Origin of the sequence: Paenibacillus planticolens, assembly GCF_013141725.1 — a bacterium.
In the GTDB taxonomy this organism is placed as follows: domain Bacteria; phylum Bacillota; class Bacilli; order Paenibacillales; family NBRC-103111; genus Paenibacillus_E; species Paenibacillus_E planticolens.
Map to the genome: position 1 here is coordinate 386,830 of NZ_WHNZ01000012.1, position 18,529 is coordinate 405,358.

The following is an 18,529-nucleotide window of genomic DNA, read 5'->3' on the forward strand; positions in this document are numbered from 1 at the left end:
GATTTGACTAGATGTATAACGTAAAACTACAGAGGTTGGTTCCAATTTTTTTATTCAATCGGGACACTAGCACAATCTATCATTTCGCCCAAACATTATTGAAAAATAGTCATATGCTATCTTGAAACACAAACCAATTCTCTGTTGGAGGTTGATTAGAATGAGTTATGGTACTGGTGGGTACACTTCTTCGGCAGCAATTTTGGTACTTTTCATTTTGCTGGTAATCATCACAAGCGCATTTGTGTGGTAATTTAACTGTACGGAAGGGCTACCTATCCGATAGGTAGTCCTTCTGCATTTGGAATCAATTCATATAAATCCTTTACTTCACATCCCAGGGAGTCAGCAATACATATCGCCGTTTTCAGCGGCATAATTCTTTTATTTTCCATAAAATCGTTCAGCCTCTCCGGCTTATAGCGAAGGGCTTGGGCTAGTTCATCCAATGTCATACCCGAATTTTGTAAACGCTCTCTTAGCAAACATCTGCCTAGTTCATATTTCATTTTTGATAATTCCTCCAGCATTCGTAGTTGGTGTAATACATAATAAAACCCAATAAACCAAAGCGGTTATTGGGTCAACCAGCGCGATAAATTCGTTATACTACAACACGATTATCCCCTATCCCTTAAAAACCTATCCTTTATTAAAATACGGAGACAGTTGTATTGGTATATTTACTTTTTGAAACTTAATGGACAAACGTTTGCTTTACCCGCTTTGACATTAGGAAGTAGCATACCCATAGTCCAATCCAAATTACCTTGACTGATACACCTGTCATAAGAGAACTTTGAATAGCACTCTCATATGACATAAAAAAATTAACGCCAAATGGAATTAAATTTAGAATTTCTAAGCCAACAATGACCTTTGGAGCATATTTTTTCTTTCTACAGATCAATATTAGAGTAGCTATCAGACAAATTAAATGCATTACGTTGTATGAGCTTAAAAATACTAGTTGTTTCGTCCATTCAACATTCGATATGCCAGCTCGGATAATTAGATAATACGAATAACAGATTAAGAATACAGAGATTATGCATGTTGCATTGTAAAATAGCAGCCATCCTCTTATTGGTATTGAATCAATGCTATTCTCACTATTAAATTCAAATTCCACAATTTCATTCTGACATTCAGGACAATGCTTATATCCTGACTCAACTTTCGCTTCACACCAAGGGCATTCAATCATATGTGATTTCTTCAAGTTGTAACCTCACTCTCAATGTTAAAGCCAACCTTATTAGAAGCATTCTTGTATTTCTTAACGTCTCTAGCGTACAAAACATAAGTATCTGCTAAAATATCTCCAATTCTTTTCTTGTCCTTTTGTCAAATTCCTTTATATCCCATCATTATACAATAAAATCAACATAAAAAAGCTACCCTTTTACGGCTAGCTTCCTAGTATTCATACTGCCATCAAGCTATATGTGTCATATTCCTAACACTAACTAATTAGCTTCATTTTGAGATTTTTCAGTAAATACTTTTGATAAACTAAAATATAGCGATCCAAGAGTTGACTAACTTTAACAACTTTTTCATGTGTAAGACTTCCGTGAATCCATGCCTGTTCAATCATCTCGGAACGTAAAGCTTCGATTTTTGCTTGAAGGGTTGATTCCATATTATCATTCTCCATTCAATGAGAAGTTTTTCGTAAAGTATCTAATAGAGAAATATTAGCATGATTTTATTAGGAAAATATTAGAAGATCATTTAGATTAATGAATTTATTCAGCAAGATGTTAGGCAAGGCATGTTTGGTATCGTGCAAATTGTTTTGTGAAATTCTTGCTTTGGCAAAATAAAAACCCAATAAACCAAAAAGGTTTACTGGGTGAGTTGTGAAATGTTTATAGGCTTCCAAACAAGTCTATCGGTTTTATCCCTTACCACAAAAATATGACTAAATCACAGTTACTTCTTACAAGCTACTCCATCTCCATCTTTACTTTTACAATCTTGGATACCACTATCTAATTTCTTGTCCTCTTAAATACCCATCTGGAATTTTTATTCTTAGAGTAGGGGGGAAATTGCGATTAAAAGCTATTAAACAACCTAATGATGTAACAACTGATAATATGCACATGGAAAATAGACCCTGCTTATTCCCTAAAAATTGTGGTATGATTCCTGTAAATATATACATTAAATACAATAATAATGAACCTATTAACAACAGTATAGCCGCGTATTGTAAACTTATTTGTCCATTTAAAAAGAAAATTTCCCCACATTTTCTTAAACCCTCTTTTTTTATTCCAATAACTGATCCTTTACTACTCTCAGTCATCTTAGGAGATTTATGATATACCTGAATCCATACACCATCATTAGGATTTAAATAATCAAATGAAATATATATTATATGATTTTTTTCTACGATACATTGAAAATTATTTGCTTCATTAGTTTTTTTAAATATTGTCACATCAATAATCTCTGTATTAGGAGCACACTCTATTCTTAAGCGATCCGCTACAGATACATCAGATCCCTTAATTACTTGATTACCTGAGTTCCAAATAACGTAAAAAGTTCTTCTAATATCATTGACTCTATTACCCTTGAATAATAACGGATTATTAATACTCATTTTCCTATGAATATAGAAAGGGAACGTAATACGTTGATAGGAAATGTGCTTTCTTCCAGAAAAATAATAACTAACAATAGTAGCAAATAATGCACCAAAAATAAAACTCACAAAACCTTTATCAAAAAAATGAATCGCCATTTCAAAAAAGGTCATTATAAATCCCCTAAAATCACTCTTAAATGTTCTCAACTTATAGCAATTCTAGATGTCTTGACTTACATAAACTTCTCTTTTAATGAAACCTATATATCATAACAATAATTGATCTTTATATTTCATTTTCAATTGCTCAGGAAATTGATTATAAATATGTAATGGTATTCCACACGCGCTCTTTAATGCTATTTCTTGACCATCTTGATATTTGTCAACAAACTCCCAGTAAGCAATAAATACATCATCTTCGTGTATAAATTCCATCCACCCATCAGCAACAGATTCATCATTAGCATTAAAAACCATGATACTAGAGAAGTTCTCTACCTCACCATCTAAGTATTTGGTTCTATGCCCTTCTATACAGCAATCAGACCAATCAAATCGATATTCACTTTGAATTATTCCATACCACTTCAAGTCCTCAATTAACTGCCTTTCTACTTCTGATTTCAATTTAATGCCCATGCAGTCAGCAAAACTTAAATTTGTATAATCTGGTTTCACCTGACTTCCTCCTACTCATAAATTCCATGTTTTACTTAGATATTTCTTTTGTCTTCCCACTCATTTAAATACATAGATTGAATTTCCTGAGATGAATCAAGTTCGACAGGGCAAATAAACTCGATTGAATTTCCATCTGGGTCATGAAAGTAAATAGCGGCATGAGCATGTGGTGGATTTGCTAATATAATTGGTCCAGTTGGTTTAAACCCAAACTCTCCACGTACTACCCTTTTCTTCCAGCCACTTCTTTGCTTGCTTAATCCCATCATAGTCCACTTGAAATGCAATATGTCTTAACGGTGGATGATATGGGGTATTAACTTCTTCTCCTTCCCATAACCCTAACCAGCTTTTTCCTTTTTCTATCCAGAAAAATGTAACCTTTTTACCCACATGTGCAAGTTCTAATCCGATATTTTGATAAAAATCAATAGAAAGTTTTATATCCTTTACTGGCAAATGGGCTTCGTACAGACCTTTAATCATAAAACCAATCCCCCTTATCAATGAACTAAGATAAAATTGCTCTTTTATCTGTTCTTTGCATTAGTCCCACCAAGCGTATAAATTTCCTTTCATTTCAAACTCATTAGGTCTAGTGCAGAACTCAACAAAGTCTTGTTTCAATGTCATTGTTACATGTGATTTGGGTACAAAAAGCGTATCTAATGACACACGATAATCTCTACGCAAAGGGCTAGTAGCATAGCCTTTAGCTAATACCCTAGGGTATTTGGTCATAAAGTTAAATATTTTTTCTATGCTAGGAGAACTATTATGGCTTTCATCTGGATCAATGAATCTATCATCAACTAACTGTTTTAAGATACCAATGTTAATGAAATCAAACTTTCTAACACTTTTGAATCCACTTCCTACTTCCCATTCACCAGAGATACCTAACAGTTTATCTCTTTCCTCATAATTCATATTGTAAATGAAGTCCCCCATAACATTGTCCTCCACAATCTACAAAAATCATTCTTTGCTATCAGCGGCTCACCATAGGCTACATGAAAATCTGATAGATTGGTTAATATACGACATGCACCAGTTTTAGCTTTTATGTCCGCTGCTAAAATTCGCTCCCTTAGTCGAAACTTCTATTCATATATAATCCAGTCCATTCTTCAGAACACCAAAAGCCTTCTCCACCTGTTGATACATTATAGTAACCGTAGAAAGGATGTAGTTCTGATATTTGTATTTTGTAAGCATGACCTGATTCAAGAAATTCATATAACTGGTCTACTCCATGTTCCTTTAACAGCATTATAATACGACCAAGCTTACTACTATCATCCACAATATAATCTGCATCAAAAGCAATAAGGTCACTTCTTTTGCACTTTGATAATGGATACCAGTAATGTCGCAAATTTATGTCCCATGTATTCTCCATTTTCTTTCTCAATTCTATAGAAACTTCGTCAGGAATCTGCTCTTTTTCCAATTGAACCTCCTTTAAGACTGTGAATCAATCCATGTTTTAGTTCTTCCTGCGTCTAATCAGTTAGCTTAAGTCAAATGTAGTCCAGCCAACGTCAAGAATTTTCATTTGTAAGTCCCTGAAATGTTTTTGTGCATAAAAATTAGTAAACTCAATTTTGGTGAAAGGTCTTGTGAAAAATTCGAAATAGCATGGTTTCCCACAAATATCCCGTTGACCTACACACTTACTCTTATTGCGAAATTCCGCCACTTCATCTTCTGACCAATTCTTTTTCCTTTTGTTATACATTACCCAGTTTTCATTACACTCTTTAAAATCAATGAACTTAGTCATACTGTAACTATCAACAAAAGTGATACCAGTTGACGTTACCTCTACAATTTTCAAAACCTTCCCTCCATCCTTGTTGAACATAACAGTCCTTTATCAAATCGTGAATTTATCGCTCAAGTATTATTTGATCTCTCTAAATATGTCTTTCCATGAGGACTAAACTCTCAGAGCCATTGGTAAGTTTGATTATTACTATTTCAAGTGATCTTCTTAAAAATTGAATATCTTTTTGTCATGATCTATATTTAATAAAGTCTCTTGTAAGCATCCTCTCCTCTTAACGAAGAAATAATAGTCCATAAAATGAAGTGAAAATTATATTTCAAAAGAATTTTTTTGTTCATTGAATCAAAAATCTTCGTTTTTTCGTTAAGTCCAGCTAGTTGATCTAAAATGCACCAGAAAAGTTCAATCTCTGAAGTTCTCTGCATATTTCCTTTCCAATCCTCGTGATAATCAAAGTATCTTACATTATGAAAAGCTGATATGACCTGAGGAGTGCCATACATAAGATTATCAGTTATATGTTTAAGTATTTTTTCTTTAATCACACTGACATCTATACCATTCTTTATATCGTGCGATCTTCTGAATACTGTTTCTACGTCAAGATAAACGTATAAGTCAAAAAGAATAGGTGCATACATCTTTTGATATACTTCTTTATTATACTTAATATTTTCACGCTTCTTAGTAAACCAATGAGAAATAATTTGAGCAACTACTGCAGCGGTAAATGCAACAGATGCAGTTATTATTGAAGTCATATAAGGAATACTATTCATTTTTAGACTCAATCCACCCTTTTATTAAATCAAACTAACAAGTCCAGACGAACACTTAAGTATTGAAGCGACCTTTCAGTGAACATTAGATAAAAAGCTTAAGTTATATTGATCTCCCTTTCATTTGATCAAGAAAACCACTATTCACTAAAGTAATTGTTATTGAGTAATTCATCCCTCATGGCATTTATATGTTGTGTATAGCCATACATGGTGTCAGTATATACATCAGTTAACAAAAAGCATGGGAAATTCTGATTAAGAGTAGCAGCCATATTCATGAATCCAAAGCAAGTATCAGCAATAAACCATAATCTTTGCTTTGTTACTTCTTTGGGTTCAATGTCAAAAAAATGAAATGTGAATTTGCCATCTACTAATGTTGAGTTCAGTACAGTAGGCAAAAAGTTGCCATGCGCAAGAGTATCGCTAATTGTGTCCTTCCTGATTTTTAAACTATCAGCAAAACTAGGTGATTGTTCTTTTAACCAAGTCATTACCATTTTTGTCGTTTTAATGGATTCTATTGTTCCAGCAGCATTATATTTTCTATATATATCCTCATTCTTTTCATACATGCTATAGAGTGCTAATGCCATTGATTCAAGAGAATATCTAAGCATCATACCTGTTTGAACGTCATGTCTCCTTAAAGCAGATAGAAAAGCAAGGTATAGACACTTTTGCACTTGCGTGGTAAAACGAAAAAACAAATGTGCTTCTTGCTTTGGACTGTGGAAAAATTTTGTTAGGAATTGAAGAATGCTGTGAGTTACTTCAAAATAAAAGCCATATTCATACTCCGCTATATTTATCAAACTTGATTCTTCATAAGCTATTTGTGTTATGTTCAATGTTACAATCACCCCTATTCCCTTTTTATCCCTATTGTACCATTTGACTTATCGCCGTAGTTGATAATTTATTGTTCGAATTAAGTTTATTGGCGCTGGTCTAGAGCGCACAGGGGGGTCTGGGGAAAAAGCGAATATCCAAAAGGTTAAAATATGCCCCCACCCCCTTGCAAAAGAAAAAACACCCCTCATGCAGGATGCTTCACCTATACCAGCTCCTATGAAATTATCTTCCGCTTCTCCAACTCGCGATATAACGTAGGCTTGGACGTTCCCGTTAGGTCAACAATCTCCTTTAGAGAATACTCTTTGCTATCGTATAGCTTCAAAGCCTTTTTGACCTTCTTATCATCCAGCAGAGGTCTACCACCTTTTCTTCCTCTAGCTTTAGCAGCCGCGAGTCCTGTCATTGTTCTTTCGCTAATAATATCGCGTTCAAGCTCAGCAATGACAGCTAACATCTTGAACATAGCCCTGCCTACTGCTGTGGTAGTATCTATATTGTCTCGTATGCTAATCAACTGAATCTTACGTTTCTCTAAGACCTCAGTCAATTCAATAAGCTTCTTCGTTGATCTTGCAAGCCTGTCAAGCTTGTACACAACCAACGAGTCTCCCTCACGCAAATATTCAAGTGCTTTTGCCAACTCAACGCGGTCATCATTCTTGCCTGAATCATTTTCTTCAAATATCTTGATGCAACCTTTTTGTTTTTAATGCGTCTGTTTGCAAATCAAGATTTTGCTCACTGGTACTAACACGGGAATAGCCTATAAGTGCCATACTTTTCGCCCCTTTCGATGTATTACCAGTTCCATACTGTATTATCAAAAACGGCGAAAAGCCAGAGTTTATTTACTTTGATTTTAATATGAGTTTTGTACCATGAGTTGCATATAAAAAGGGCATTTTACCGAACCAAGCCAAAAGTTCTCAAAAACATTCGTTTTTGGAACGAACACAGATCGACTGTATAACGGCTGGTTTAGCCATCTATTACCGTTCCAAAACTCGTCTCAAATTCATCGCTGCATTAACGTCCGTTTTATGTTATCCTCGACGCATACCACAACGAGAGGAACGATACATACATGAAAATCGGGTATGCACGAGTCAGCACCGCCGACCAATCGCTGGACATGCAATTAGACGCATTGAACACTATAGGGTGCGAACGCATCTATACGGAGAAGGCCAGCGGTGCAAAAGATGACCGCAACGAATTGGAGCGGGCGTTGGATGCGTTACGATCGGGGGATATATTCGTTGTTTATAAGTTGGATCGGCTGGCGCGGTCGACGAAAAAGCTGATCGAGGTATACGAACGGTTAGCCGCGCTGGACGTGGAGATGGTAAGCGTGTGTGACGGCTTGGACACGACAACGCCGACTGGCCGCGCTATGTTCAAGATGATCGGCGTCATAGCGGAGCTAGAGCGTGAAATGATCGTCGAACGCACAAAGGCGGGACTAGCAGCGGCAAGAGCGCGAGGACGAAACGGAGGACGACCTAAGAAGGAAGCTAAGGCGGTGTCTCAGGCGGTTAAGCTGTATGACGAAATAACCGCTCTGACTGGCGTTACAAAGGCGACATTATACCGCGCAGTGAATGAACGGAAGGAAAACGCCCAAGCATAATAGAAAACGCCTCAATGATTTCATTATTTTTCTTATTCAAAATAATCGTTTTCTAGTTTGATTTGATCTATTCGTTTTTTCCCCCACTCATACATCATTTCTACGATTGGTAATAACGTCATTCCAAGTGCAGTCATCGAATATTCTACTTGCGGTGGAATTTCTGGAAACACTTCTCTATGAACAATTCCATCTTCTATCAGGTCACGTAATTGGTTTGTTAATATTTTATGGGATATTTTCGGGAAAAGTCTTTGAAGTTCGCTGAAGCGATATGGCCCTTCTACACCTAAATGCCACAAAATAACAACTTTCCATTTTCCGCTAATAATCGATAAGGTAAGTTCTTTTTCGCAATGATAATCATGATTTAATATTCTCTCTTTGATCTCTTTTCTTAATGTATCTAACATGGAATATTAACTCCTTTTCTATAGTAGTAACCGTTTGGTAACCTCCGCTCAAAAAAGTGCGTTCTTCACAATGTAGAGAATCGAAGGTAGAATGAAGTTAGTCTTAAAGTCAAATCTTTATCTATTTAAGGAGGCAAGCATTCCTGAGTAAAACAGCGTATTTAATTATACCACTATAGCTGTTTTATCAAACGCACCAGACTTAATTATTATTATTTAGTTTAATACACTTTACTTCGTCAATAATAAATCTATCTCATCCAGAGGAGCGAAAAAAATGCAAACAATCACAGGGAAAGTGGCATTAATCACAGGAGCAGGTCGTGGAATTGGACGTGCAACAGCAAAAGCTTTTGCGCAGGAAGGTATTCACGTAGGTCTTGTTGGCCGTACGCTTGAAAACTTACAACAAGTTGCAGAAGAACTTAAACAGTATGATGTGAAGGTAGCAATCGCTGCAGCGAATGTAGCGGATTTAGGCTCTATCACAGCAGCGGTTGATTCCATTCGTGGCGAGCTTGGTGCAATCGATATTTTAGTGAATAATGCCGGCATTTCAAAATTCGGTAGCTTCATGGACTTAACACCTGAAGAATGGACAAATATTATCGATGTCAACGTAAAGGGTGTGTACTACGCAACGCGTGCGGTATTACCAGAAATGTTAGAGCGTAACACAGGCGATATCATTAATATTTCATCAACAGCTGGTCAAAAAGGTGCACCAATTACAAGTGCATACTCGGCTTCAAAAGCTGCAGTTATCGGACTAAGTGAGTCATTGATGCTGGAAGTGCGTAAGAAAAATATTCGTGTTACAACGCTAACACCGAGTACGGTTGCAACAGATATGGCTGTTGAGCTAAATTTAACAGACGGCAATCCAGAAAAAGTGATGCAAGCAGAAGATTTGGCAGAATTAATGGTTGCACAGCTAAAACTTCATCCACGTGTTGTTTTAAAACATGCTGGACTTTGGTCGACCAACCCTTAATAAAAATATTCGAAATATCAAGAGGCTATCCGATGTATTTTGGATGGCGTCTTCTAAGCTATTATGAGATGTGATTTTCTCTTCAACTAACGAGGTGCTATAGTTCAATATGGCAGAAGTAAATATTGCTAACAAAGCGTCCAGTACGCGTATTTCAACGTTGTAAGGGGTGACGGTCGTTATGAACTGCTTGCGAAGTCTAGTGTCAAAGAAGACCGTTCCCGCTTCCGTAAATTAATATCGATTTACGATGGAAAGCTTACCGAAAATGGGGCGCGTGATACGGCATTATCAAAGAGTTGGTTTGAACGATAGCACAAGAAGCCGCCGCTTATTGATGAGGCGGTTTTTTCTTTGCGCTTAACAATGCGTGAACTCTCCGTCATGCACCCGCAATCTCCATTATTCCTGATGCGATTGCAATTGATGGTGAGGCGACTCTATCTGATCAACACACATTCGTATTAAATCGAATTTATTCCGGCGGAGACGGCTTGAGCGTTTAGTTGCGTCGATGTCCGATTATGATGCGCATTGGTCGGCTAGAGTGACGCCTGACAAGGATATGCGCCATTTCGCTACCTCGGAATTAGGACATTATCTAATAGATTCCATGCTCGGTACTTTTATATGACAGACGTTTTCCATTCGTGGGGAGCGTCTATTTTTTTCAGCGAGTTGGTGTAACGAAATCCGAGTTCTAACGAATCATTGACGAGGTTCAAACTATCGCGATAAATAAACTGACGTGAAGCGGGTATAATCCGTGGGGGTTTTTGATTGCAACGCCGCTAAAGTCAATAAGATTCGTCTCATGCAGTTCTCAGCAAACTCTAATAAAGTCGGTTGAATCGTTGCAGCGCGTACAATAACAGACTTAGCGGTAAATTTTCGGATGTAAAGCGTGTGTTATAGTGGTCACAGGTCAACAAAACACAGGCCATTGAGCCAACAAGGGAGGATACATTCATGAAAAAAGCCACTAAAACTATCGCGACTTTTGCTCTGAGTTTATCCGTCTTTATAGGCGGCGCCATGGCGATCACACCAACAACAACTCACGCAGCTTCGATTTCGAATAACGTAATTTCTACCGGTGAACACTATATGCACACACCGTATAAATTCGGCTCAGCATCAGGAAACACACGCACTTTTGACTGTTCTTCGTTCACTCAATTTGTTTTCAAAAAGTACGGAATTAACTTGCCTCGTTCTTCAAGCGCACAATCGCAAGTAGGAACATTCGTGCCGCGGAATCAACTGCAGCCCGGCGACTTGGTGTTCTTTTACTCACCGATTCACCACGTAGGTATCTATATTGGTAACGGTAAAGTCCTGCACACTTACGGTAGTCCTGGCGTTACGATCACTGATATGAACAGTGGTTGGTGGAGCAACCATTACTCAACGGCACGCCGCGTATTATAATGAAACACAAAATAAACGTCACCTTAACAGGTGGCGTTTTTATGCGGTTTGGAACACATTACCACATACCTCATTCTAGTTTCTTATTCATACGTTACTTGGAAAGTTATGAGGTTGAGAACTGCTTAATAATAACGAAGCTTGACCAACGTGAAGAAGCATAGTGGTCTTAACCATCATTGTATTATTTGTGAACCGACCTTCGAAGGCTACACGGTAAAGTATACATATGAAATCATCTAAGTCGAAGCAAGCTTTATCGCAGTTTGTTTCTTGCTCGTTGCAACCACTGCATGTAAAGATAAGTTCTTCCAGGTTGAGTTATTCGAGACATCTCATAAATCTCTGCACCTAATCTAGCCCGATCCCAAAGCTCAATATTGGTACGTTGCGCAAATTGTACGGCTTGCTTCGTAAAGTAACTATTAGTTATCACCTTTGATTTACCGCAACCATAATAGTCGCGTCCCCCTAAAACTTGCTGCAGTGCATCTACACCGACTTTTCCAGTATACCGCTTTGCTTGAACCGCTATACTCTTTCTATCCTTCTTTAGAACAAGATCGGCTCCAAAATCGCCTGATGGAGGTGTTATGGTCACCTTATAACCTTGAGCGTTAAAAAAACGCCCGAGGAATTGTTCAAACTCAATACCTGTCATTCTGTCCAAATCATCAATACTTGCATTTATCACAAGATTACGGCACCTCTTGCTTGCTCTCCATAGGAAATAGCTTATGCCAATAACGAGAACTGCGACTAAAATCATCTTCCAGTACAACTGAATCATGACTAATGCAACAAATCCCAAGGCTACTAAAAATGAAACATCTGTTTTGAATTTCTTTCGAGACTTACTTTTTCTTCTAACCAACTGCTCTCGCCTCCAACTCAGCTTGAAAATTAATTTTCCCTTGATGAAGACTTATTATTTAAGTTAATCCGATACTCCAAAATACAGAGCGACAAATCAAGAAAATAACGTTTATTTCACCTTGAGATCCCCCTTCAACAAAATGCTCGATCAAACGAAAAAGCCACCTCGCGGAATAATCCGAAGGATGGCCTTTACAAGCTTCAATTCGCCGGTTAAAGTAATGATTATTTAACCGTCCAAAAACTGCAACAATTTATCGTAACGGCGACGAAAAGTTTATTGGAACGATGATGAAAAACGACCCCTTGTTTGTCAGAATTGTCGAGATCTTCAAGTCCGTAAACCCTTGCCCCGCCTACTCTCAAGAAACCTTATGCTCAATTCTGAGCTTATCCGCCACCATCGCGATAAATTCGCTATTCGTCGGTTTAGATTTCGAGATATTAATCGTGTAGCCAAAAATAAAGGAAATGCTGTCGATGTTGCCGCGCGTCCAAGCGACTTCAATCGCATGACGGATAGCACGTTCGACGCGGCTTGGCGTTGTTTTGTACTTTTCGGCAATGGCCGGGTACAACGTCTTCGTAATAGCACCAAGAATTTCGATATTGTTATACACCATCGTAATCGCTTCGCGAAGATACTGATATCCTTTAATATGTGCAGGAACGCCGATTTCATGTATGATGCTTGTAATATTTGCGTCCAAATTTTTTCCTTTAGGCATATGTACGACATTTGCGCGAGGTGTTGAAGAAGTAGAAGTTGTTGCGGCGGATTGATTGTTGCCAACCAACTGGCGAATGCGATTCGTTAACGTTTCCATATCAAAAGGTTTAAGTATGTAATAGGAGGCTCCAAGCTGTACTGCCTTTTGGGTAATGTTTTCCTGGCCGAAAGCCGTCAGCATAATAATTTTCGGTTGTGTAGGGAGGTTCATTTCACGCATTTTTTCAAGCACGCCCAGACCATCCAAGTGAGGCATAATAATATCTAAAATGAGTACGTCAGGCAGTTCGCGCTGTTGTTCGATAAAACGAAGAACTTCATTGCCGTTGTACGCGACACCTACGATCTCCATATCCTCCTGTTCACCAATGAACTCAGATAACAAATGGGTAAACTCGCGATTATCGTCGGCTAGTAAAACTTGAATTTTTTGCAACGTAATATCCTCCTTTAGCTACTAGGCAGTTTGTTAATTTCTCTCTTAAGAAAGGTATTCGACACCCCAACTTAAATTCCTTCTGTCGAATATTATTTTTCTTTTCTTTTATTCCGGTTTCTTATATAATAATATATTTATCTTCTGCATACTACATTTTTCGACAAAATCACTGTAAAACGGATATTCCTATGTAGAATCCGGTTAAAATAAAATAAAGAACCAAAGGCCTCTAACTGGCCCTTGATTCTTTGTAAGACGCTCCAGACGAAGGTCTAAGAATAATCCCTGAATCCTGCAGCATCCATTCAATGAAGCAGCCATAGCCGCTTGTAGGATCATTTACAAACACATGCGTAACAGCGCCGATAAGCTTGCCGTTTTGAATGATGGGGCTGCCGCTCATCCCTTGAACAATACCGCCTGTTTTATCCAACAAACGCGGATCCGTGATTTTAATGACCATCCCTTTGGTTCCCGGCGTTTCCTGTTTGGATACATGTACGACCTGGATATCGAATTTCTCAACCTTCTGCCCTTCCACAACCGTATAAATTTGCGCAGGGCCTTCCTTCACTTCCTCTGCAAAAGCAACGGGAATCGCCTCTTTGTCCAAGCTGTGGTCTGGGGCGGCATACATTTTGCCGAAGATGCCAAATGCAGTGTTTCGCTCGATATTCCCAATCACCTTGCTGTCTTTGTACAGGGTAGCATGCTTTTCACCGGGATCTCCGTTGTGGCTCTTGGAAATCGAGGTCACATTGGAATAAACGATATCTCCGTCACCGACAATAATCGGCGTTTGAGTGTCCATATCGGTTATCACATGTCCCAGAGCTCCATATACACCCTGGTCGGGCGCATAGAAAGTCAACGTTCCAACGCCTGCTGCCGAATCGCGAATATATAACCCTAAGCGATAAGATTTGTCCACGACATCATAGACAGGCTGAAGCTTTACAGAAATCTCTTCATTGTTGCGCCGAATCTTGAGATCCAAAGGAGTTTTGCTCTCCCCGGATTTAGCAACGAGGTCCGCCACTTTGCTGACGTCCTTGGATTCCTTGCCATTAATTTTGGTAATTAAGTCACCGACTTGAATTTTCGCTTCTTCCCCGGGTGAAACTTTCTGATCCGGAGCAACGGTTACCAAGTGATGTCCTACAACCAAAATACCGGCAGACTTAATTTTCACACCGATCGTTTGACCGCCGGGAATGACTCTCAAGTCAGGGACTACATTGACTTTTACCGTTTTAATCGGAATTGCGCCGAACAGCTTGAGCTTCATTTCCGTTTGCCCAGAGCGATCGGATTGTAATGAAATGGGTTCGTTCAGATTAACTTGAAATGAGTGCTCGGCATTGCCGTTTACTTTCACAATGTCCGTGTCTTTGACTGTCACTTGAGCGCTGACCGGCATCGTTAATTGCAACTGCTTCCCTTGTCCGCTGAACAAGCGGAGTTCCTGGGGGAAGGAGGCAAAGCTTTGAAAAGGCGGAGACAAACTTACCAAACAAACGAAGAAGACGAGCAGGAGTCCGAACAATCTTTTCCTTTTGCTGGATTGCAATATCTTCACGCTCCCTCACACATCCTTAGGCCCTGACGAACTGCGTCGTCAAATGCGTACCTATAAGTTAACCCCACTCCCCCTGTTTTATAACTGAAAATGATGACTATCTATACTTTCATGCCCTTGCTTTCTTATTTCTTGCCATGGCAAGCATTTCCCCGGCATGGTGCAGCGTCGTTTCTGTCACTTCAACCCCCCCGAGCATCCGGGCTAATTCTTCAATCCGCCCAGAATCCGGCATGTCTTGTACGCGGGTAAATGTTCTTTCCTGGTCAACTTCTTTACGAATATAGAAATGAACGTCAGCAAAGCTGGCGACCTGAGGCAAATGCGTAATCGAGAAAACCTGACAGCTATCGGACAAGTTGGACATTTTCTCAGCGATCGCTTGCGCGGCGCGCCCACTAACGCCCGTGTCCACTTCATCGAAGACAAGAACAGGAATCTGATCAATCCGGGCGAAAATCGTTTTCATAGCCAGCATGATCCGCGACAATTCCCCGCCTGAAGCGATTTTGCTGAGCCCGCGAAGCGGTTCGCCGGGATTTGGCGCCATAAGGAACTCGATTTGATCGATGCCTTGACGCGAATATTTCACTTTAGCCCCTTCGACTTCAATGCCATTTCGCTCATCAAGCACTTGCTCGACCTGCACGCGGAACTGTGTGCGTTCCATCTGCAGATCGCGAAGCTCATGCTCAATCTGAGCGGCGAGCTGCTGAGCGATTCCGCGGCGCAAATGAGAGAGATCAAGAGCAGCAATGCTCAAATCCTTTTCCAGAACAGTAAGCTTCTCTTCAATTTTCCGGATATGCTCGTCCTTATTTTCGATTGTATCAACTTCTGTTTTTATTTTTTCGAGGTAAGCCAGGATCTCTTTTATATTCTCTCCATATTTTCGACGAAGAGACGTAATTGTATCCAATCTTTGTTCAATAAAATCCAATCGCGAAGGATTAAATTCAATGTCGTCTCGATAATCCCGCAATTGGTAAGCAGCATCCTCAAGCTGATAGTAAGCCGTCTGCGCTTGTTCAAGCAGCGGGGTTAGCTTAACCGGGTCCAGCTGTACGATATCCTGGATTCTTGCGACAGCCTTCCCTGCAGCGTCTAAACCGCGATTGGTGGCGTAGAGAAAATCATAGGCTTCAGAAGAGCTTTGATACAGCTTCTCGGCATTTGCCAGCTTCCGCTTCTCTTCGGCCAGCGCCTCGTCCTCGCCAATCTTGAGCTTCGCGGCAGAAATCTCATCGATTTGGAAACGATATAAATCCAGCATCTGAAGTGCTTGTTTGCTCGTTTCCTGGAGCTCGCGCAAATCTTTGTGAAGCTTCATATATTCATCATAAGAAGATTGATATCTCTTCTTAGCTGCTGCAATTTCGGCATCTCCAAATAAATCAAGCGAATGAATATGCTCCTCATCATTGAGCAGCGATTGGTGCTCATGCTGTCCATGAATATTAACGAGCCACTCCCCCGTTTGACGCAGCATGGTCAAATTCACAAGCTGCCCGTTGATGCGGCTGGAGCTCTTCCCGGTAGCGGTTATCTCCCGGCGAATCAGCAGATGCTCACCAGGGTCTGCTTCAATGCCAAGCTCTGAAAGCGTATGCCAAACAGGATGCGTTGGAGGCAGCTCAAACATGGCTTCAATTTCCGCTTTGTCTGCTCCGTATCGGACGAGGTCAGAAGAACCTCTACCGCCAACAATGAGCGTAAGCGCATCAATAATAATCGATTTCCCTGCGCCCGTTTCCCCCGTAAGGACATGAAACCCGCTTTTAAAGCGAATATGTACGTGTTCAATAACAGCCAAATTGCGAATCGATAATTCTGTAAGCATGTATTCCTCCTGGCTTTAAGATAATAAGGACATAACTTCGTTTACAAAAGTAACGCTGTTCTCTTTGCCGCGGCAAATCACGAGAATCGTATCATCCCCGCAAATGGTTCCCATGACCCCGTCCCACTCTAAATTATCAATCAGTGCACAGATGGTGTTGGCGGTACCCGGCAAACATTTCATCACAACAAGATTATCGGTATAATCAATGCTGACAAAATGGTCGCTTAACGCTCTGCGAAGCCTTTGCATCGGGTTGAAACGCTGATCGGCCGGCATCGAATATTTGTATCTGCCGTCATCCAACGGGATTTTAATGAGATGCAGCTCTTTAATATCCCGGGAAACCGTTGCCTGCGTAACATGAAATCCGGCTGCCCGCAGGGACTCCACCAATTCATCCTGGGTCTCAATTTCGTTATTCGTAATGATTTCCCTGATTTTTACATGCCTTTGACCTTTCATGCCTACACCTCTATATGGAATGTGATTTTTTTGATTTTATTCATGGCCATATCGACATAAAGCACCCCATCAGCCTCCGGATAAATCAGGCTGTAAGCCAGCAGCATATCGCGTACAGAACTGCCTGTCATTTCAAGCGGCTTGCGTTCCTTGGCTACTTTAACCAAGTAAATCTTGTCATCTTTTTGGACAAAATAGTCAATAAATAACCGGCTTTCCAACTGTTCTCGGTCGTTTACGGTCATGGAGATCGGAATCTTGGTTTTCCCGGCTATCACGTCGAAACCTGCCCCTTCGAGCAGCTCTACAACCTCATCCTGAGCAATTTCCGAATGTCTTGGAATTCTGGTTCGCCTTTTCGTCGGCCCGTCTAACCACCTCTGAAATCGTAAAAAAAGAAATCCAGCAACAACAATCAGAATCAGCAATATGACTGTGACATCGCCGTTCTCCATGTCCCTCACCTCGCCATAGTATTCGCGGATATTGTCCGAAAATCCTTTTTATGAAGTGAAAAAACCCATCTCTGGGCCGCAATAAGCATGCTCAAAGATGAGTTTATTTGCCATGCAATTTTTGTGCTTCTTTGACGGTAAGGGCAATGAGGTCTTTCAGCGAAGCAGCGTCAGCAAAATTGGCATCATCGTTCGAATCGCTTGACCAGTAAGCTAAGAATTCAATATTTCCTTCCCCGCCCGTTATTGGCGAGTACGTCAAACCTTTCAATCGGAAACCAAGCTCTCCGGCAAAAGTGAGGACAGTAGTCAACACGTCCACATGCACATCCGGATCACGGACGACACCGGATTTGCCTACTTTATCCCTGCCTGCTTCAAATTGCGGTTTAATGAGCGCCACAACGGCTCCCTGGTTCAATAAAATCTCTTTAAGCGGAGGCAAAATAATACGCAGCGAAATAAAAGATACATCAATGCTGGCAAATGTAGGCCGCGGCCCGTTCAAATCGTTCATTGTCGTGTAGCGGAAATTTGTTCTCTCCATGACTTGAACTCGCTCATCATTGCGCAGCGACCAATCCAGTTGATTGTAGCCTACGTCAACCGCATATACCATGGATGCGCCGTTCTGCAGTGCGCAATCCGTAAAACCGCCTGTCGAGGCTCCGATATCCAACATAACAGCATCTGTCAGGTTGATATCGAACTGCTTTAATGCCTTCTCCAGCTTAAGTCCGCCTCTGCTGACATAAGGATGAAGCGCGCCTTTCACCTTCAGCACGGCCTTCCGGCTGATCTTCATTCCCGCTTTATCCGCCGGTTCTTCATCAGCAAAAACAAGGCCTGCCATAATGGCGGCCTTCGCTTTTTCCCTGCTTTCAAAATAGCCTTGCTCCAAGAGCAATATATCCACTCGTTCTTTATCTGATGACATTATGTTTGTTTTTACTCCT

General features: G+C 40.1%; 23 protein-coding genes and 1 pseudogene. 4 read left to right on the forward strand and 20 right to left on the reverse strand.

What is annotated here, in order from left to right; translation table 11 throughout:
• Window positions 1–160: 160 nt before the first annotated feature.
• On the forward strand, window positions 161–253 hold the full coding sequence (locus GC097_RS04725) for a YjcZ family sporulation protein (protein WP_171682168.1): 93 nt from the start codon (window positions 161–163) through the stop codon (window positions 251–253).
• A gap of 22 nt (window positions 254–275) precedes the next feature.
• Here the strand turns inward: GC097_RS04725 and GC097_RS04730 are convergent, their stop codons facing one another.
• The 12 genes and pseudogenes from GC097_RS04730 to GC097_RS04785 form a co-directional block, all read right to left on the reverse strand.
• Window positions 276–509 carry a helix-turn-helix domain-containing protein gene (locus GC097_RS04730; RefSeq protein WP_171682169.1) on the reverse strand — a complete coding sequence of 78 codons (234 nt, stop codon included), beginning with the start codon at window positions 507–509 and terminating at the stop codon, window positions 276–278.
• A gap of 188 nt (window positions 510–697) precedes the next feature.
• Window positions 698–1,207: a DUF2569 family protein gene (locus GC097_RS35200; RefSeq protein WP_376768362.1), complete on the reverse strand. Its 510-nt coding sequence runs from the start codon at window positions 1,205–1,207 to the stop codon at window positions 698–700.
• Window positions 1,208–1,465: 258 nt separating this feature from the next.
• Window positions 1,466–1,645 (reverse strand): aspartyl-phosphate phosphatase Spo0E family protein, encoded by a 180-nt coding sequence (locus tag GC097_RS04740; RefSeq protein ID WP_171682171.1) that lies wholly within the window; start codon window positions 1,643–1,645, stop codon window positions 1,466–1,468.
• Window positions 1,646–1,993: 348 nt separating this feature from the next.
• Window positions 1,994–2,776, reverse strand: a complete 783-nt coding sequence (locus tag GC097_RS04745; protein ID WP_171682172.1) for a hypothetical protein — start codon at window positions 2,774–2,776, stop codon at window positions 1,994–1,996.
• A gap of 96 nt (window positions 2,777–2,872) precedes the next feature.
• Complete coding sequence (locus tag GC097_RS04750; protein WP_171682173.1) at window positions 2,873–3,286, reverse strand: hypothetical protein; 414 nt, start codon at window positions 3,284–3,286, stop codon at window positions 2,873–2,875.
• A gap of 35 nt (window positions 3,287–3,321) precedes the next feature.
• Window positions 3,322–3,775 (reverse strand): annotated as a pseudogene (locus GC097_RS04755) (VOC family protein).
• A 60-nt stretch (window positions 3,776–3,835) separates the two neighbouring features.
• Window positions 3,836–4,240: a hypothetical protein gene (locus tag GC097_RS04760; protein WP_171682174.1), complete on the reverse strand. Its 405-nt coding sequence runs from the start codon at window positions 4,238–4,240 to the stop codon at window positions 3,836–3,838.
• 139 nt (window positions 4,241–4,379) lie between these two features.
• Window positions 4,380–4,742: a hypothetical protein gene (locus GC097_RS04765; RefSeq protein WP_171682175.1), complete on the reverse strand. Its 363-nt coding sequence runs from the start codon at window positions 4,740–4,742 to the stop codon at window positions 4,380–4,382.
• Window positions 4,743–4,802: 60 nt separating this feature from the next.
• Window positions 4,803–5,129, reverse strand: coding sequence for a hypothetical protein (locus GC097_RS04770; protein WP_171682176.1), 327 nt, complete (start codon window positions 5,127–5,129; stop codon window positions 4,803–4,805).
• A gap of 191 nt (window positions 5,130–5,320) precedes the next feature.
• Window positions 5,321–5,860: a hypothetical protein gene (locus GC097_RS04775; RefSeq protein WP_171682177.1), complete on the reverse strand. Its 540-nt coding sequence runs from the start codon at window positions 5,858–5,860 to the stop codon at window positions 5,321–5,323.
• 140 nt (window positions 5,861–6,000) lie between these two features.
• The gene (locus GC097_RS04780; RefSeq protein ID WP_171682178.1) at window positions 6,001–6,714 is read right to left on the reverse strand and encodes a hypothetical protein; all 714 of its coding nucleotides are present in this window, start codon (window positions 6,712–6,714) and stop codon (window positions 6,001–6,003) included.
• Between the two features lie 218 nt (window positions 6,715–6,932).
• Window positions 6,933–7,361 (reverse strand): recombinase family protein, encoded by a 429-nt coding sequence (locus GC097_RS04785; RefSeq protein ID WP_376768361.1) that lies wholly within the window; start codon window positions 7,359–7,361, stop codon window positions 6,933–6,935.
• 444 nt (window positions 7,362–7,805) lie between these two features.
• Here GC097_RS04785 and GC097_RS04790 point away from each other — a divergent pair, with 444 nt between their 5' ends.
• On the forward strand, window positions 7,806–8,351 hold the full coding sequence (locus tag GC097_RS04790; protein ID WP_171682179.1) for a recombinase family protein: 546 nt from the start codon (window positions 7,806–7,808) through the stop codon (window positions 8,349–8,351).
• A gap of 32 nt (window positions 8,352–8,383) precedes the next feature.
• On the opposite strand, the gene GC097_RS04795 is transcribed toward GC097_RS04790, so the two are convergent.
• Window positions 8,384–8,764, reverse strand: coding sequence for a winged helix-turn-helix transcriptional regulator (locus tag GC097_RS04795; protein WP_171682180.1), 381 nt, complete (start codon window positions 8,762–8,764; stop codon window positions 8,384–8,386).
• 277 nt (window positions 8,765–9,041) lie between these two features.
• Here GC097_RS04795 and GC097_RS04800 point away from each other — a divergent pair, with 277 nt between their 5' ends.
• Both GC097_RS04800 and GC097_RS04805 read left to right on the forward strand, forming a co-directional pair.
• The gene (locus GC097_RS04800) at window positions 9,042–9,758 is read left to right on the forward strand and encodes a 3-ketoacyl-ACP reductase (RefSeq protein WP_171682181.1); all 717 of its coding nucleotides are present in this window, start codon (window positions 9,042–9,044) and stop codon (window positions 9,756–9,758) included.
• A gap of 969 nt (window positions 9,759–10,727) precedes the next feature.
• Window positions 10,728–11,189, forward strand: a complete 462-nt coding sequence (locus GC097_RS04805; protein ID WP_171682182.1) for a C40 family peptidase — start codon at window positions 10,728–10,730, stop codon at window positions 11,187–11,189.
• Between the two features lie 256 nt (window positions 11,190–11,445).
• On the opposite strand, the gene GC097_RS04810 is transcribed toward GC097_RS04805, so the two are convergent.
• From GC097_RS04810 to GC097_RS04840, 7 genes are all read right to left on the reverse strand, one after another.
• On the reverse strand, window positions 11,446–12,063 hold the full coding sequence (locus GC097_RS04810) for a restriction endonuclease (RefSeq protein ID WP_171682183.1): 618 nt from the start codon (window positions 12,061–12,063) through the stop codon (window positions 11,446–11,448).
• A 364-nt stretch (window positions 12,064–12,427) separates the two neighbouring features.
• Window positions 12,428–13,231, reverse strand: a complete 804-nt coding sequence (gene spo0A, locus GC097_RS04815; RefSeq protein ID WP_171682184.1) for a sporulation transcription factor Spo0A — start codon at window positions 13,229–13,231, stop codon at window positions 12,428–12,430.
• Window positions 13,232–13,463: 232 nt separating this feature from the next.
• Window positions 13,464–14,804, reverse strand: a complete 1,341-nt coding sequence (gene spoIVB, locus GC097_RS04820) for a SpoIVB peptidase (protein WP_171682261.1) — start codon at window positions 14,802–14,804, stop codon at window positions 13,464–13,466.
• A gap of 118 nt (window positions 14,805–14,922) precedes the next feature.
• Entirely contained in the window at window positions 14,923–16,653 is a 1,731-nt protein-coding gene (gene recN, locus GC097_RS04825) for a DNA repair protein RecN (RefSeq protein WP_171682185.1), read from the reverse strand.
• 15 nt (window positions 16,654–16,668) lie between these two features.
• Window positions 16,669–17,118 (reverse strand): transcriptional regulator AhrC/ArgR, encoded by a 450-nt coding sequence (gene ahrC, locus GC097_RS04830; protein WP_171682186.1) that lies wholly within the window; start codon window positions 17,116–17,118, stop codon window positions 16,669–16,671.
• 2 nt (window positions 17,119–17,120) lie between these two features.
• Window positions 17,121–17,573, reverse strand: a complete 453-nt coding sequence (locus tag GC097_RS04835) for a hypothetical protein (RefSeq protein WP_171682187.1) — start codon at window positions 17,571–17,573, stop codon at window positions 17,121–17,123.
• A gap of 103 nt (window positions 17,574–17,676) precedes the next feature.
• Window positions 17,677–18,510, reverse strand: a complete 834-nt coding sequence (locus GC097_RS04840) for a TlyA family RNA methyltransferase (protein ID WP_171682188.1) — start codon at window positions 18,508–18,510, stop codon at window positions 17,677–17,679.
• Between the last annotated feature and the right edge of the window lie 19 nt (window positions 18,511–18,529).